The organism is Nitrobacter sp., assembly GCF_051535235.1.
In the GTDB taxonomy this organism is placed as follows: Bacteria; Pseudomonadota; Alphaproteobacteria; order Rhizobiales; family Xanthobacteraceae; genus Nitrobacter.
The window spans coordinates 137,057-152,317 of record NZ_JBPPLZ010000007.1; the positions used below are offsets into that span (position 1 = coordinate 137,057).

The window sequence follows — 15,261 nt, forward strand, 5'->3', positions numbered from 1 at the left end:
ATGCTGGCCAGCGTCGTCGTCGCTTGCTACAAGCACGAAGCCTACATCGAAGAATGTCTGGAGACCGTTTATCGGCAGACGTTCCCGGACATCGAGATCATTGCCGTCGACGATCATTCGCCCGATAGAAGCTTTGAAATCGCGCAGCGGATATTCAAAAAGAAATCCTTCGCCAAGCGCTTTGTGTCCTGCTCGCTTCTGAGAAATCCTCTCAACCTCGGCGCGCACTGCACCTGGAACAGGGCGTTGTCGCTTGCGAAGGGCGACATGATCTTCTTTCTGAATTCCGACGACGTCTTTTCAAAGGATCGCATCCGGATATTCGCCAGTCAGTACGATAACGAGAAGTATTTCTTCGGCTTTTCCGCCGTTGAACCGATCGATGAGCGTGGCAAGCGGATAACGACCCATCAATTTCCGACGAGCCTTCGCTACGCCATCGACCGGGCCCGGATAACCGGCTCCCCGCTCTCCTGGGCGTTTCTGGATTCGCAGATCGCCGCCTCAACCGGAAATTTCGTATTGAGCCGGGAGTTGCTGAGGAAGGTCGGACTGATGTCCGACCTGAAGTACTGTCACGACTGGGAGTTTGCGCTGCGCGCCGTTACCGTTGTCGAGCCCAGATATGTGGAATCCGACCGCTATATGTATCGGCTCCATTCGTCGAACAGCTTCCGAAGTCTGAGCAATGTCGCCGAAAGCGAGACCAGGGCCTGCATGTCGTCGTACTGCGTCAATGCGATAGCCCGACGACCGATCAATAGAGCCTGTCTCAGTCCGATAAACTTCGGCGAGGCATTCTACAAGTTCATCAAGCTCCATCCGAACTTCAATTATTGGGTGAAGCAATTGTACGCGCCCTATCAGCCCGACCATCGAACCGCGGACTGGAACGAATGGACCATGCCGCTCGCCTGGCGATAATCCCGGCGTGGCCGGTTTAAGACGGCGCAAAGGATTATGCGGAGCGTCTCTTCCTTCCAGAATGCCGGATCTTCCGGTCTGCTCGGTCAAAACACTAAATTGCGGAGTGCCACGCTATGAAAGTGTTTTCACGACGGGAATTTCTTATATCAAGCGCCGTCGCCATGCTGCCTGTTCGCGCGAGATCGGCTCAGAGGCAGGTTGTAGAGATCGGGATCATTCGTTGGGACGCATGGTTTCCCGGGAGTCCGTATTCGAAAGTACTGGCGGAGCCTCGTTGGCAAGGGCGCCTGCCCGATTTCACGAAGGGAAATGGCAAGGACATATGCATCTGCGGAAGTGATCCAAAGACTCTTGCTGCAGAGGCCAAGGAAGCCCTGGACAGTGGCATAACTTACTTTGCCTTCAACTATTACTTTCCGGAAGATGGGTCTGGGAATTTTAGTCAGAACTGGCAAGGAATGGGACAGGCGCTAAGGTCTTTCCAGAAACTGGATACCAAGCTCAGATATTCTTTGATATTCGACGCCCGCTTTGCGATGTTCAACAATCCCAAATACCGCTCAAACGTCGTTGACGAACACGTCGCCGCATTTGCCTCCAGGAACTACCTAAGGACTCAAAGTGGAAGGCCGGTAATATATATATTGATGCAGAACCATAACGAATTTCGCCCGAACATGCCTCATAGAGATCGGATCGAGGAGTATTTTTCCCGCCTCAAGTCGAAATGTGCTGAACGCAATTTGAAAAGTCCGTATCGCGTTGTGGTCACGTTCAGTCCGACCGATGCGCGAACGCTCATATCGATGTTCGGCTTTGATGCGGCCACATCCTATGGAAATCCGCGTGGATCGCAGAAAACGCCGCCGGGGCATGAGCTGCCATTTTCCAATTGCGCGAATGGCAGCCGTCGATATTGGGAGACGGCAAGATCGATCTCAATTCCGTTTATCCCTCCCGTTTCCCTGGGGTGGGATTATCGGCCCAACCTGGATGAACCAAATCTGGCGAAAGGTCGAAATGTAGCGGGCGACTACTGCGATGCTCCTTCCGATCAAGAAATAAAAAGTCTTGTGAGGGACGCGTGTGACATTGCGTCAGAGTCAAATGCCAGCTTCCCCTCTATACTGATTTATGCGTGGAATGAATATACCGAGGGAGGGTGGATTGCTCCGACAAAAGGCGAGGGCCGGAGACGTCTTGACGCGTTGAAATCAGCGTTGTCGTCCCGGAGTAAATAGACGCCTTGTTGGGATCCAAGGCAGTGCGATCATAACTTCAAGACGTTTCTCGCTATCTTGTCTCCGTTTTGGACGAAGTATTTAAGCGCGTCTTGATCAGTTTTGGAGTTGAACTCGATAGTTCCGGAGTCCTGTAGACGCATGGAATGCAAAGGGATCTCCTTGGTCGGCGCGTGTTCGGTACCTTTCTGAGCAATCAACTGCTTTAATTCGGAAACATAGAGCTGGATGTTATAGCTGTCTTTCTCCGTTGCTCCGCGAGCGACAATCTCTTCGGGCGTTTCCCCCGTTTTCGCAAAACCTCTCGCAATGAGCTTATTGACGTTTGTGACGATGCGCTGCTCGGGGTAAAGTTGGGTCATGTGTTTAACAAATAGCCGGGTCGAAAGCGGACCAGCGAAACACTCTCGTGGAATCTGGGTGTTGTGACCGATGGTGCCGGCTTTACCCTTGGGCCAATTCCTGACGATCGGTTTGCCCCACATCAAACCGTTATGCAGGTTCGTCGCACTTGGTCCGAGATAGAACATGTCCGAGGAGAGCGGTACGTTATATATCCACGTGGACGTAAAAACCGAAGTTGTCGGATTGTCCTGCAACAGTGCCTGCACATCGAACGACCATTTTGATGCGTCTGAATCGACACAAACGAGAAACTCGTCTGTATCGAGAAAAATCAGGCTGTCTGACGATTTGTAGACGGCGTCATAAAGCGCGTCCATCAGGACGTGATCATGGAGGTCATTGTGAAAGCCGGAGTACTGGAAGATCAAAATGTCCGGGCCGATCTGGTCGTAGAAATCCAGGACTTTCCGATCGGTAGACATATTGTCTATTATGATAAGCGCTGACCTGGGGACTATGCGCGAGTGATGCTCGACCCAGGCAGCCAGATGAAAGGGATCATCTTTGGTCTTCAGCATAATACGAAGATAGGATTCGGTTTCACAGACGCGCTCTAAAATTTCCGCTTTCTGCGTCGCCCAGTTCAACGGCATTTCTGCTCCAATCCGTTGGTCCCCCTATATGGGATGGCATTTGTGAAACATTTCGAATCTATGGGGACCACCCAGGGGTGTCAACATTTCGAATGTTACGATTGATAATGATAACGCGCGCGGATGAAGCACGAACAGTTATCCGGTTCTTTCCCTGGCCAAACACAATCACGCAGGCTGGTGTGCAGGGCGACTTTGGCCGGGCACGCGCATTTCATTCCGCGATCAGCAGCTATCGAAAAAGCTCGGAAGCGGTGCGCCATCATCGATGCCGAGGAGTTCCTCCATCCCGTCAGCGAGAACGCGTCAGATGCGGGATGACGTCCTAGTGCGAAACGAGACGTCGTTCCAGAGGCCGAAGCGCCGCGCAAGTTCCGCGGCTGAAGCTTGCGATCGCGGCAGCTCCGATCGAACGGCGTGCGTGGCCGTGGCGCTCCCGTGAAGAACCTGAGCTATAGCGCGTCCACCTCTGACGACGATAATGACGCCGTCAGCCCGCGGGACTAAAATACCTCAAGCCCCGCTTCTGACGGGATCAGAAGCGGGGCTCTGGATTTTTGTTTTGCGCATTGTCCTGAAGCGAACCGATATTCACCCTCGAATCAAGTTCGGGGACATGCTTCGAAAACGCTATGACGAGACGCGAACGCTAGTCGTTCCGCAGGTTTTCGGCTGTGCGCTTCCACTGCGCGACGTTCTCAGCGATCATCCGCGTCGACTTCATCGCAGCCTGACTCAACTGGGCATAGCCCGAAATCTCGCGCTGGACGCGCTGTCCTTCCGCGTGCAGCAGGTCGCGCAGGCTTTCAAGCTCGGTGACGAGATTCTCGATCTCGGCGAGCGACGTTCCGGCCACGCGCTGGATCAGCGAATTGACGTTATTCACGGTCGCTTCCGTGCTCGCCTCCAGCTTCGTCTCGGCGGCCGGAGGAGCCCCGGCGGCGGGCCGGCGCAGATAGGCGATGTCGTTGCGAACGAAATCGCGGATGCCGGCTTCGACTTCCGAGACGGCGGCGAGGTTGGTGTCGGCCTCGGTCGTGCTCGATTCGGTCTGTTCGGACGAAGTGGCTGGTGTGGCTGGATTGGCGTTCATCGGCTTGTTCCCTGTTTCGCGTTGAGCGAGCGCGGATGTCCCCCCGCACGACGAGTCTCTAACATCCTATCAGCGCTGCAGATTTTGACAACATCGCGGCCAATCTGCGGCGAGCCTTGTTCATTCCCCAAAATCGGATTCATTCCCCAAAATCGGACCTGGCTCCCGGCAGGCTTGCCATTTGCGGTTGAGGCTGCGGTTAAGGAGAGGAGGTGAAGCGGGATGAGGGGGTGAAGGGCCGCGAGCGGATCAGGACTTCGAGGATTTCGCCGGTTTCGGCGTCGCCGTTTTGGCGGGGGCTTTTTTCGGGGCTGCAGGCGGTCGCGTCGCGAGGGTATCAGCCGTTCGCCGCATCGCGCGCGCATAGCTGTCGGCGGCGTTGTCGGCCGACATTTGCAGCCGTCTCACGGCCGCGGTCCCTTCCTCGAAGACCTGCTTCGCCATCTCACGGAAGCGCTGCTTGCCGGCGGTATCCTTCGCCTTGGCGGCGAGGGCGAGGTAGCGTGCGCGCCGCGCCTTCACTGCCGTCGTCAGGCTCTTGTGCTGCTGCCTTGCAAGCTTGCGGATGATGACGTCGAGATCGGCGTCGGCCATGGAAGTCATGTCCCTGATTGTCGCGAAAGTCGGCGGTGACGTAGCAGGGGGGCGGAGGAATGACAATCGGGGTTTGCCCTGCGGGTCGCTGTCATTGAGAGGTTTTGAATGTCGAAGAGTTTTTCGCCAAAGGTGACGACGCTGCTGATCGGTGTGCCGCTCGCGCTTTCGGGCTTTGCGTTGTGGGTGACGTTCGCGCTGTGGCCGGCGCGGCCGGGTGCGACCCTGCTCGTGCGCGAGGCGTGGGATGCGCCGCGCTTCTGGACGCTGGGCGTACCGTTGCTTCTGCTGGTCCAGGCGATCGCCGCCGGTGCTCATGATGGCGTAGCAATCGGGCGCCTGCCGCTATGGACTCTCGGCGGTCTCTTTGCCGGCATTGTTCTGCTCCGTCCGGCGGGTAACGATCTCGGCTTGCTGCCGCTTGCGGTGATCCTGATCGGCGCGCCGCTCTATGGTGCGCTGTGGGTGGCCGGCGTAGTCGGACGCTGGATCGTGGATACGATACGAGGCTAGTCACGGCCGCTTGCGTCAAAACGATCCGACGATGCGAGCGTCATCCTCTGTTTTCTCGCGTTGAGGAGTGCGCCTCGCGCGCTCGCACTCACCCTCCCGCTTGCAAGCCGCCCGGTCTGTCACCTCTTCTTCCATCCGCCCCGCTTCCCGGGCGCGCCGCCGGTCGAGCGCGGGCGAGGGCCGAATTCCGGGCCTGCTTCGCGGGACGAGGTCGGCTGATAGATTCGGCTTTCCGTGCCGGGTCCCATTTCGTCCAGCGTCGGCTTGCGCGGCTTCGAACGCCCCTCGGTAGGCTTCACCTCGTGCCAGGTGGCGATGCCCATCTCGTCGAGCGAGGGTTTGTGGATCTTGGATGAGGAGCGCGCCGGCAGATTCGCCGCGTCGCCATACTTCTTCTTGCCGGCGTAGGTGCCTGCCTTCGCCGCGACGCCGCGCTGCTTGATGGTGGGATCGTCCACCACCGCCAACTCTGTGGCACGCAGCCGCTTCACCTCGTCGCGCAGCCTTGCGGCTTCCTCGAAGTTCAGGTCCGCGGCGGCCTCGCGCATCCGCGTTTCCAGATCGGCGAGAACCGCCTCGAAATTGTGGCCGATCGCGATCGCGTCATCGGACCAGGAATTCCCCTTGCCGCCGTCGCCGATTTCCACCAGCACATGATCGCGCTCGTAGACGCTGTTCAAGATGTCGCCGATGGATTTCTTGATGCTCTCCGGCGTGATGCCGTTGGCGGTGTTGTACTCCACCTGCTTCTCGCGACGGCGATCGGTCTCGGCGATGGCGCGCTGCATCGATCCGGTGACCTGATCGGCATACAGGATCACCCGGCCGTCGACGTTGCGCGCTGCGCGACCGATGGTCTGGATCAGCGACGTCTCGCTGCGCAGGAATCCTTCCTTGTCGGCGTCGAGGATCGCGACCAGCGCGCATTCGGGAATGTCGAGACCTTCGCGCAACAGGTTGATGCCGACCAGCGCATCGAAAGCGCCGAGCCTGAGATCGCGGATGATCTCGATGCGTTCGATGGTGTCGATGTCCGAGTGCATGTAGCGTACGCGGATTCCCTGCTCGTGCAGATATTCGGTGAGGTCTTCGGCCATGCGCTTGGTCAACACGGTGATCAGCGAGCGATAGCCTTTGGCGGCAGTGGCGCGCACCTCGCCGACGAGATCGTCCACCTGCGTCCGCGCCGGGCGGATGTCGACCGGCGGATCGATCAGGCCGGTGGGACGGATCACCTGCTCGACGAATACGCCGCCGCTTTCGTTCAGCTCCCATGAGGCCGGCGTGGCCGAGACAGCGACCGTCTGCGGCCGCATCATGTCCCATTCCTCGAAGCGCAGGGGGCGGTTGTCCATGCAGGAGGGCAGGCGGAAGCCGTATTCAGCGAGCGTCGCCTTGCGACGGAAGTCGCCGCGGAACATGCCGCCGATCTGCGGCACGCTGACATGGCTCTCGTCGGCGAAAACCAGAGCGTTGTCGGGGACGTATTCGAACAGCGTCGGCGGCGGCTCGCCGGGCCGCCGGCCGGTGAGATAACGCGAATAGTTCTCGATGCCGGCGCAGCTTCCGGTCGCCTCCATCATTTCCAGATCGAAGGTGGTGCGCTGCTCCAGCCGTTGCGCTTCCAGCAGGCGACCCTGCGCGTGCAACTGGTCAAGCCGCTGTTTCATCTCGATCTTGATGTTCTTGATCGCCTGCACCAGCGTCGGCCGCGGCGTCACATAATGCGAGTTGGAATAGACCTTGATGAAGTCCAGTTCGTCCTGCTTGTGGCCGGTGAGCGGATCGAACTCCTCGATGCTCTCGACTTCGTCGCCGAACAGGTTGACACGCCAGGCCCGGTCCTCGTAGTGCGCCGGGAAAATGTCGATGGTGTCACCGCGCACGCGAAAAGTACCGCGGGTGAAGTCGGCCGAGGTGCGCTTGTACTGCAGCGCCACCAGGTCGGCGATGAGCTGGCGCTGATCGATGCGCTCGCCGCGCCTCAAGGCGAACGTCATCGCGGTGTAGGTTTCGACCGAGCCGATACCGTAGATGCACGACACCGAAGCCACGATGATGACGTCGTCGCGTTCGAGCAGCGCCCGGGTCGCGGCGTGGCGCATGCGGTCGATCTGTTCGTTGATCGAGGAATCCTTCTCGATGTAGGTGTCGGTGCGCGGGACGTAGGCTTCCGGCTGATAGTAATCGTAATATGAAACGAAATACTCCACCGCGTTGTCGGGAAAAAAGCTCTTGAACTCGCCGTAGAGTTGCGCCGCCAGCGTCTTGTTCGGCGCGAGGATCAGCGCCGGGCGCTGCGTCGCCTCGATCACCTTGGCCATGGTATAGGTCTTGCCGGAGCCGGTGACGCCGAGCAGCACCTGGGTGCGGTCGTTGCGGTTGATGCCTTCGACCAGCTCGCGGATCGCCTGCGGCTGGTCGCCCTTCGGCTCATAGTCCGACTTGATCTCGAAGCGGACGCCGCCTTCGCTCTTTTCGGGGCGTGGCGGACGGTGCGGCGTCCAGACCTTCAGCGAGCCGTCATCTTTCTTGAACTCGGGACGGCCGTCGCGCAGCAGCGTCTCCAGCGATTCCGCGGTCGCCTTGACGCCGAGGCCTTCCATCTTGCTGCGAGGCGGCCGCGCCAAAGCCTCTTCATCATCCTCCGCGGTCGGCAGACCGAGTTGCCGCGCCAGTTCCGGATCGAGTGTCGGGATCGTCGCTGATGTACCGTAAATCGCCTGCGGCGCTTCCTCGAAGCCACTCCCTTTCTTGACCTCCCCCTTGAGGGAGGAGGTCGACGAGCGAGGCATCTCCTCGACAGGCGACCCGAGAGCGCGAGCCTTGCTCGTCTCGACCTCTCCCGGAGAGGGCGAATTCGTCGCATCCCGCTTTGCCGTCGCATCACCCTTGCCGCGCGTCGATTTCCGCGCGCGATGCGCGGCCGCCTCGCCGCCCGAGCGGCGATCCCATGAATTGTCCGGCGGCGGCTGCAACCCGGTGCCGGAGCCGAGGCCGGCGTCGCCGCGATTGATCGCCGGATTGAGCAGTTGCGCGAGCGCAGGCCCGATCGGCTGCACCTCGGGACGATGCGCCTTCGATTTCGGGGTTTTGGATTTCGGAACCCGGGATCCCGGCGCTTTGCCGGATCGTTTCGGAGGATCGGAAGTGTTGGCCATGCCGGCAATATGGGACGAGTCCGGCCCGCACGAAAGGGCGCATTCTCACGGATGCGCAAACCTCGGGATCATGCCGATGCTGATGAGTGCGCCGCCGCCTTTCGCAGGCAATTGCGGCACAGGCAGTCGCCGCCCTGGGCCGGCATCGGCAGCCGCGCCGTTTCCTCGGCGCACCAGCAGTTCCCGGACAGGTCGCACCCGAATTCCGTTCCGCATCCGGAACAGACGAGACGGCGTTGGTTCTGTTGTCCGATCTGATGGGTCATGAACAAGGATGCTCTTCATGCCGGGTCAGGAGGTTCGACAACCATACTCCCGGAATCATTGGTCGTGAAAGCGAAGAGCTAGATCTTTTACAGCGCGAAATTGAGGTACTGATCGAGCGCGGCGTCCCCGAGCCGCTGTTTCATTCCGCCGCGCGCAGATGATTGATCAGGGAGCGATGCGCGCCGCCGCGCAGCGCCAGGTAATAGTCGGTATCTGCCGGATCGTCGGTACGACGAACGAGATCGGTCACCGGAGTATAGCTCAGCATCCGGCCGCCGTCCGGAAGCGCCGTGCAGCAGAAGCGCAACACCTCGCCGCTCCTGAGCTTGATGTTGATCGGGGTCTGGTCGCCCGCGCGCATCATCTTGGTGCGTTCGGCGATGAAATGGTTGAGTTCGTCCTCGGGCAATTCATACGCGCCGGTATCGCGCCCATGGTACATCAGCGCAATGAATGGCGGTTTGCTGTCGGCCTTCTCGTCCGGGAGCGCGAAAAAATTCCGGAAGGCGCGGTTGATGAATTCAGCGCGCGTGTCCGCGTCGAGCAGCACAATGCCGATGTCGATCCGGTCGAGGGCGGCGGACAGCCGTGCCGCGGTCGCATGCTGCTCGCGCCATCTGAGCACATTCATCATCCGCCGCCGCAGCAACCCGGTGATGACGGCGGTGCCCACGGTGGTCACTGCCAGCAGCGCCAGATGTGGGAGATAGGCGGAATGGATGGCGCCATGGTCCGCAAGGAAAGGGGTGGAGGCGACGAGGGCGATGGCGGCGCTGAGCAGGCCGGATGTCGTTCCTCCGAGCGAGGCTGCGAGCGCGACAATGCAGACAAACAGCGCCGCCAGGTCCGGAATGGTAACGGCATTGCGCTCAACAAAGATGGACGTGATCGCCACCAGTGTCGCGAGAGCGGGGCCAAATATGGTTCGCCAGTCGAAGCCCATTGCTGTTTCTCGGAACGAAAAATGAGGATAAGCCCGCTTCGACGATAAGTGGTTGCATGGCCGGCAATGTTTTCGTCGCCAGCGTTAATTGCATCTAACGCGGCGGAATCCGTTTGTGATGATTTGAAATCAAATGCGGCGTTGTCGGAACCCGAGCCCACCTCGCGAGGATCGAGCTCCGATGGTGTTGCAGCGGAACTGCAGTCCATGGCGACCATGCGGCGCCCGAGACAAATTGTTGGGATCATTCCAGATATGGCGGATCGCGGACCGCAGTGGCTTCGCCGCACATTGCCGCATCAGGCCCACGGCTCTCGCGCTCGTCGTGCCGTTCTGCAAAGGTCCGGATCGAATCATTATCGTGACGGAGTGCAGATGACCGGCCGAAGCCCATCATGGATCCTGATGATCGCCACCGCCTTCGTGTTGCGCGTCGGCGCGACCCAGGCCCAGGACGTTCCTGGTATCGAGATTTGTACCGCTGAAAAGAAAATGGAGCGGCGGACGAGTTGCCTGCAGAGCAACGTCAACTTCCTGCAAGGGACCATCAGCAGACTTGTCACCGACAGCGGACAGAAGATCGATGCCGCCAACCGGAGGATCGAGGCGCTGGAAAGCACGGTCGCGGAATTGCGCAAGACCGTCGCCGAACTTCAGAACGCGCAAAAAAAGCAGCCGTCGCCGCCGGTGAAGGAGGGCGCAAAGGACAATGGGAAGGCGAGCGGGAAGTAGTCCATGCGTTCTTTCGAAAGGGACGATCGTCCGCATTTTTCTCTGAGCAGGACTGGCGGAACGCGGAGCCGGAAATAAATTGGTTTTGCCGATGTGTCGCGATCTCGCCAATGACATGGCGATGACGGTACAAGTTTGCGGAGTAAACCATGTCCTGGCTACAGCCCGTCACGCTCGAAGGGCCTTATGCGCGGCTTGAGCCGCTGTCGCACGATCACCGTGGTCCTCTGGTCGAGGCGGTAAGAGACGGCGAGATCTGGAAGTTCTGGTACACCTTCGTTCCCGTGCCGGAGAAGATGGGCCCCGAAATCGAGCGGCGGTTATCGCTGCAAGCCTCCGGCACCATGCTGCCGTTCACCGTGCGGGACGCCGGGGGCCGGATCGCCGGCATGACCACCTACATGAATGTCGACGCCGCGAACCGCCGTGTCGAGATCGGCTCGACCTGGTATGCGAAGCGGGTTCAGCGCACGGCCGTCAATACTCAGTGCAAGCTGTTGCTGCTCACGCACGCCTTCGAAAAGCTGGACTGCATCGCGGTGGAATTCCGCACCCACGTTTTCAATCATGTCAGCCGGCGCGGCATCGAGCGGCTTGGCGCCAGGCAGGCCGGCACCCTGCGCAACCATCAAACGTCGCCTTACGGGTTACGGGACACCGTCGTCTACAGCATCCTTCCGGCGGAGTGGCCGACGGTGAAAGCGCGTCTCGCCTACGAGCTCGATAAAAAACATCGATAGCTCATCACAAAAGCGGTCTCCATCCTGCGTCGCGGTAAAGCTCGAACTCCACAAGGCCACGCCGCGTGTCTTTTGTCGGCAGGCCATTTCAGGCCGTGCCGCTTGCCAAAATTGCCTGGGCCGGGCAAAAGCAAGACCTGCGCGGCCGGGGCGCGCCGTCGAAAATCGTCAGTTGCCGCATGAGAGCATGATCCCGAAAAGTGGAAACCGGTTTTCGGAGTCTGATTCATCGCAGTCGAAACAGACTCTGACGCGACGGTGCAGCAGGATCCTCCGTCATGATTGAAGTGGCTCGCGATCTGGTGGGGAATATCGAGCGGTCGCTCGCTCCTCCCGGCGAGCGATCAAAGGTGCCGCGCGGATTGCGCATGATCGCCGGGCGGGATTTGTACGACCTCGGTTCGCTCGTCCTGCTCGCCATGCTGGCGATCCTCGTCCTGACAACATTCCGCGACTATGCGGTCACCAACGATGAATGGATCCAGCATCGTTATGGCGAACTGATCGTCGCCTACTATCGCAGCGGTTTCGCCGACCGCTCGCTCTTCCATCTCTATAATCTCTACCTCTATGGCGGACTGTTCGATTCCCTCGCTGTTCTGCTTGGCCACGTTGTTTCCCTCGATATCTTTGATCTGCGGCACCTGATGAGCGCCGCCATCGGTGTCGGCGGACTGGGTGCGGCGCTCGCAACCGCGCGGTTGATCGCCGGCTCCCGCGCCGGATTTCTGACGGGCGTGGCGCTGGCGGTGTGCGGATCGTGGTACGGCACCATGTTTCACCACACCAAGGATATCCCGCTCGCCGCGGCGATGGCCGGCGCGGTCTACTTCCTGGCGCGGGCAGCCCGCGACCTGCCGCGTCCGCGGCTTCGTCATGTCGTCGGCTTCGGCGTGCTGACGGGCGCGGCACTCGGCGTCAAGGTACTGGCGCTCCTGCTGGTTTGCTATGTCCCCGTCGCGATCGCGCTCAATTCGCCCGCGCACTGGGTCCGCGCGCCCCGGGACGCGATGTCGTTCATGGCCGCATCGCTGTTGCGATTCATACCGGCTCTCTTGATTGCTTACGGGATCATGATCGTCGCCTGGCCGTGGTCGGCGCTGGCGCCGCTCAATCCGATCCGCGGGCTCATCAGCTTCGGCGATTTCGGCTACGACATCCCCACCGTGCTGGATGGGCACATCTATCGCATGGCCACGGTGCCGCGCTGGTACGTGCCGACCTATCTTCTCATCAAGGTGCCCTTGCTGATGCTGGCAGGAACGGCGCTGGCGCTGATGTTCGCGGCTGTTCCTGTTTTCGCGCGGGAAGCGGCAACGGACCGCCGCCGCCGCGACGTCGCGTTAATCACGTTCGCGGCCTTCTTCCCGCTGCTCTGCGAGGCGGTCGCGCACGGACCCGCATTCTGCGGCCTGCGTCATTTTCTGTTCGTGCTACCGCCGATGGCCGTGCTGGCGGGGGTCGGGCTGGATGCGGTGGTCGCGCGGGCTGCGGCCTGGCGTCGGCAGGTTGCGGCGGCATTGCTGGCGGTGATCGCCGCCGGGTTTTCCTGGAACGCGCTCACGCTCTACCGGCTGCATCCCTATGAATACGTTGTCTATAACCCGCTCGTGGGCGGGCTCGCGGGCGCATCGCGACTCTACGTGACCGATTATTGGGCGACGATCATGCCCGAAGCGGTCGACGGGCTGGAAGCCTATCTCGCCAAAACCGAGCCGGTCGTGAGCCGCGACGCGCATCACGCCTACACCGTGGCGTTCTGCGGCGAGCGTGCGGCGTTCCTGAAGAAGGCGAGGCCCCATCTACACTGGGCGAAGGTCTGGGAAACCGCCGATTTTTTCATCGCACCAACCCACATGAACTGCGATCTGAACAGCCCAGGCAAGGTGGTTGCAACGGTCAAGCGCCTTGGCGTGCCGCTGGGTTACGTCAAGGATCAAAGGATGATGATCGCACAGCGGCGCAGGGGTTGAGCGACAGAAGCCGCATCTATTGCTGCTCGATGCCGAGAAAAAGCAGGTTGGTGTTGGAGAAGCGGCTTGCGTTTATCGTCGTTCAAATCGTGACCTCACACCGGAAAACGGTCGCTGTTGTCGGCGACCGTTTTTGTGGTGCGGATTGCCGTCAGGCGCGTTTGATGAACGCCACGACCAGTAGAACGATGATGGCGCCGATGGCCGCATTGATGACCTGGGCGAAGAAGCCGCCGCCGATCAGGACTCCGAACAGCGGCAAAATCCAGCCGGCGACGATTGCGCCGATGATGCCGATGATGATGTTTCCGATCAGCCCGAAGCCTCCGCCTTTTACGATCAGGCCAGCCAGCCAGCCCGCGATCGCGCCGACGATCAACCACACGATAACGCCCATAAATCGCTCCTCCTGAAATGCCGCTCTCATCGGCATTTCCTTGATGTTCGCCTGCTTATATCGCGTTTGGCAATAGGCCGAGCGGCAGATCAATTCTAGATAAAAAAGCCGGCAGGTCCAGGATATCGCCTGTTGCAGTTACCTTACATCCGGGGGTGAGCATTGCGTTAAGCATGATTTGCCTGGCACCCCGATTGTGCGAGGATGCTTCGCATCGTTTGTCCAATCCGAGCTTTCCCCGTGACACGGGGGAAGGAAAGGCCGGAGGTAAAAATGACCCAGACGATCACGCGCGGCATCAAGTCGTTGCTTGAAGAAGCCAACAAGGAAATCGAGACCATGAGCGTGGCGGACGTCAAGGCGGCTGTCGAACGCGGCGATGCCGTTCTCGTCGACATCCGCGATCCGCGTGAGCTCGAGCGCGAAGGCAGGATTCCCGGCTCGTTTTCCTGTCCCCGCGGCATGCTCGAATTCTGGATCGATCCTGAAAGCCCTTACGCGAAACCGATCTTTCAGGAGAACAAGAAGTTCATCTTTCACTGCGCTTCGGGCTGGCGTTCGGCGCTGGCAGCGAAGACCGCGCAGGACATGGGCATGAAGCCGGTCGCGCATCTCGGCGGCGGTTACAAAGCCTGGCGCGATGCGGGGCAAGCGGTCGAGAGTGTCGAGCCAAAGGCGAAGGCGTAACATGTCCAGTCATGCCCGGCCTTGTGCCCCGCGCGCCGATCTTCCGGGAAGAAGATGGATTGCGGGGACAGGCGACGCCGTTCTCCGGACGGCCATGCACGGCAATGACCTGCAAGCGGAATACCTGACCATGACCTCCACCGCCGACGATCCTCTCGTTTCCACCGAATGGCTGGCCGCGCGTCTCGGCGATGCCGGGCTCAGGGTGGTCGACGCCTCGTTCAAGATGCCGGGCGTTCTGCCGCTGCCGGTCGATGATTTTGTCGCCGCGCATATTCCCGGCGCGGTGTTCTTCGACGTCGATGCCATCTCCGATCGCGCCTCGCCTTTGCCGCATATGTATCCGGATGCCGCGCAGTTTGCGCGCGATGTCGGCGCGCTCGGAATTTCTTCCGGCGATACGGTCGTGATTTATGATGCCGGTGGCTGGGTCGCCGCGCCGAGGGTGTGGTGGATGTTTCTGTCTTTCGGCCACGGCGATGTCCACGTGCTCGACGGCGGCCTGAAGAAATGGCGCGCGGAGGGTCGCCCCGTCGAATCCGGCGCGGCGTCGCCGAAGCCGGGCCACTTCACGGCGGCGTTCGATCCGGTCCGTGTGCGCAGCAAGGTGCAGCTTGTGGACAACCTGTCATCGCACCGCGAGCAGCTCGTCGATGCGCGTGCCGCCAATCGCTTCGAGGGCAGCGTCGCCGAGCCAAGGGCGGGCTTGCGTTCGGGGCACATTCCCGGCAGCCGCAACCTGCCGTATAGCGCGCTGTTCCACGCCGAGACCGGCACCATGAAGCCGCTCGACGAGTTGCGCACCGCCTTTGCCGGCACCGGCCTCGATCTGGCGAAACCGGTCGTTACGACCTGCGGCTCCGGCGTATCGGCCGCGGTGCTCACGCTTGCGTTGTATCGCCTCGGCGTCCGCGGTTCGGCGCTCTACGACGGATCGTGGTCGGAGTGGGGATTGCAGGATGGCCCCCCGATCGCGACCGGCCCCGCCTGACTCT

15 protein-coding genes and 1 pseudogene are annotated in these 15,261 nt (G+C 60.5%); 8 read left to right on the forward strand and 8 right to left on the reverse strand.

Going from position 1 to position 15,261, the window contains the following annotated elements:
* Together ACS3WA_RS11410 and ACS3WA_RS11415 are read left to right on the forward strand one after the other, a co-directional pair.
* Positions 1–924, forward strand: a complete 924-nt coding sequence (locus ACS3WA_RS11410) for a glycosyltransferase family 2 protein (protein WP_438278634.1) — start codon at positions 1–3, stop codon at positions 922–924.
* Between the two features lie 116 nt (positions 925–1,040).
* Positions 1,041–2,168 (forward strand): hypothetical protein, encoded by a 1,128-nt coding sequence (locus ACS3WA_RS11415; protein ID WP_438278635.1) that lies wholly within the window; start codon positions 1,041–1,043, stop codon positions 2,166–2,168.
* A 29-nt stretch (positions 2,169–2,197) separates the two neighbouring features.
* On the opposite strand, the gene ACS3WA_RS11420 is transcribed toward ACS3WA_RS11415, so the two are convergent.
* The 4 genes and pseudogenes from ACS3WA_RS11420 to ACS3WA_RS11435 form a co-directional block, all read right to left on the reverse strand.
* Positions 2,198–3,166: a hypothetical protein gene (locus ACS3WA_RS11420; protein WP_438278636.1), complete on the reverse strand. Its 969-nt coding sequence runs from the start codon at positions 3,164–3,166 to the stop codon at positions 2,198–2,200.
* 351 nt (positions 3,167–3,517) lie between these two features.
* A pseudogene (locus ACS3WA_RS11425) lies at positions 3,518–3,622 on the reverse strand (IS481 family transposase); the annotation flags it as partial.
* Between the two features lie 193 nt (positions 3,623–3,815).
* Entirely contained in the window at positions 3,816–4,259 is a 444-nt protein-coding gene (locus tag ACS3WA_RS11430) for a hypothetical protein (protein ID WP_438278637.1), read from the reverse strand.
* A gap of 249 nt (positions 4,260–4,508) precedes the next feature.
* Positions 4,509–4,853, reverse strand: coding sequence for a hypothetical protein (locus tag ACS3WA_RS11435; protein ID WP_438278638.1), 345 nt, complete (start codon positions 4,851–4,853; stop codon positions 4,509–4,511).
* Positions 4,854–4,961: 108 nt separating this feature from the next.
* On the opposite strand from ACS3WA_RS11435, the gene ACS3WA_RS11440 reads away from it, so the two are divergent.
* Positions 4,962–5,366 (forward strand): hypothetical protein, encoded by a 405-nt coding sequence (locus ACS3WA_RS11440; protein WP_438278639.1) that lies wholly within the window; start codon positions 4,962–4,964, stop codon positions 5,364–5,366.
* Between the two features lie 119 nt (positions 5,367–5,485).
* Here the strand turns inward: ACS3WA_RS11440 and uvrB are convergent, their stop codons facing one another.
* From uvrB to ACS3WA_RS11455, 3 genes are all read right to left on the reverse strand, one after another.
* The gene (gene uvrB / locus ACS3WA_RS11445; protein WP_438278640.1) at positions 5,486–8,527 is read right to left on the reverse strand and encodes an excinuclease ABC subunit UvrB; all 3,042 of its coding nucleotides are present in this window, start codon (positions 8,525–8,527) and stop codon (positions 5,486–5,488) included.
* A 68-nt stretch (positions 8,528–8,595) separates the two neighbouring features.
* Entirely contained in the window at positions 8,596–8,793 is a 198-nt protein-coding gene (locus ACS3WA_RS11450) for a cysteine-rich CWC family protein (protein WP_438278641.1), read from the reverse strand.
* Positions 8,794–8,933: 140 nt separating this feature from the next.
* Entirely contained in the window at positions 8,934–9,737 is an 804-nt protein-coding gene (locus ACS3WA_RS11455) for a PAS-domain containing protein (RefSeq protein ID WP_438278642.1), read from the reverse strand.
* Positions 9,738–10,112: 375 nt separating this feature from the next.
* Between ACS3WA_RS11455 and ACS3WA_RS11460 the strand changes: the two genes are divergently transcribed.
* The 3 genes from ACS3WA_RS11460 (at position 10,113) to ACS3WA_RS11470 (ending at position 13,182) form a co-directional block, all read left to right on the forward strand.
* Positions 10,113–10,469 carry a hypothetical protein gene (locus ACS3WA_RS11460; RefSeq protein ID WP_438278700.1) on the forward strand — a complete coding sequence of 119 codons (357 nt, stop codon included), beginning with the start codon at positions 10,113–10,115 and terminating at the stop codon, positions 10,467–10,469.
* A gap of 149 nt (positions 10,470–10,618) precedes the next feature.
* Positions 10,619–11,209, forward strand: coding sequence for a GNAT family N-acetyltransferase (locus tag ACS3WA_RS11465; protein WP_438278643.1), 591 nt, complete (start codon positions 10,619–10,621; stop codon positions 11,207–11,209).
* Positions 11,210–11,487: 278 nt separating this feature from the next.
* Positions 11,488–13,182: a glycosyltransferase family 39 protein gene (locus ACS3WA_RS11470; protein WP_438278644.1), complete on the forward strand. Its 1,695-nt coding sequence runs from the start codon at positions 11,488–11,490 to the stop codon at positions 13,180–13,182.
* A 151-nt stretch (positions 13,183–13,333) separates the two neighbouring features.
* On the opposite strand, the gene ACS3WA_RS11475 is transcribed toward ACS3WA_RS11470, so the two are convergent.
* Positions 13,334–13,579: a GlsB/YeaQ/YmgE family stress response membrane protein gene (locus ACS3WA_RS11475; protein WP_438275369.1), complete on the reverse strand. Its 246-nt coding sequence runs from the start codon at positions 13,577–13,579 to the stop codon at positions 13,334–13,336.
* 273 nt (positions 13,580–13,852) lie between these two features.
* Between ACS3WA_RS11475 and ACS3WA_RS11480 the strand changes: the two genes are divergently transcribed.
* Together ACS3WA_RS11480 and sseA are read left to right on the forward strand one after the other, a co-directional pair.
* On the forward strand, positions 13,853–14,266 hold the full coding sequence (locus tag ACS3WA_RS11480; RefSeq protein ID WP_438278645.1) for a rhodanese-like domain-containing protein: 414 nt from the start codon (positions 13,853–13,855) through the stop codon (positions 14,264–14,266).
* 130 nt (positions 14,267–14,396) lie between these two features.
* Positions 14,397–15,257, forward strand: coding sequence for a 3-mercaptopyruvate sulfurtransferase (sseA, locus tag ACS3WA_RS11485; RefSeq protein ID WP_438278701.1), 861 nt, complete (start codon positions 14,397–14,399; stop codon positions 15,255–15,257).
* Positions 15,258–15,261 lie beyond the last annotated feature (4 nt).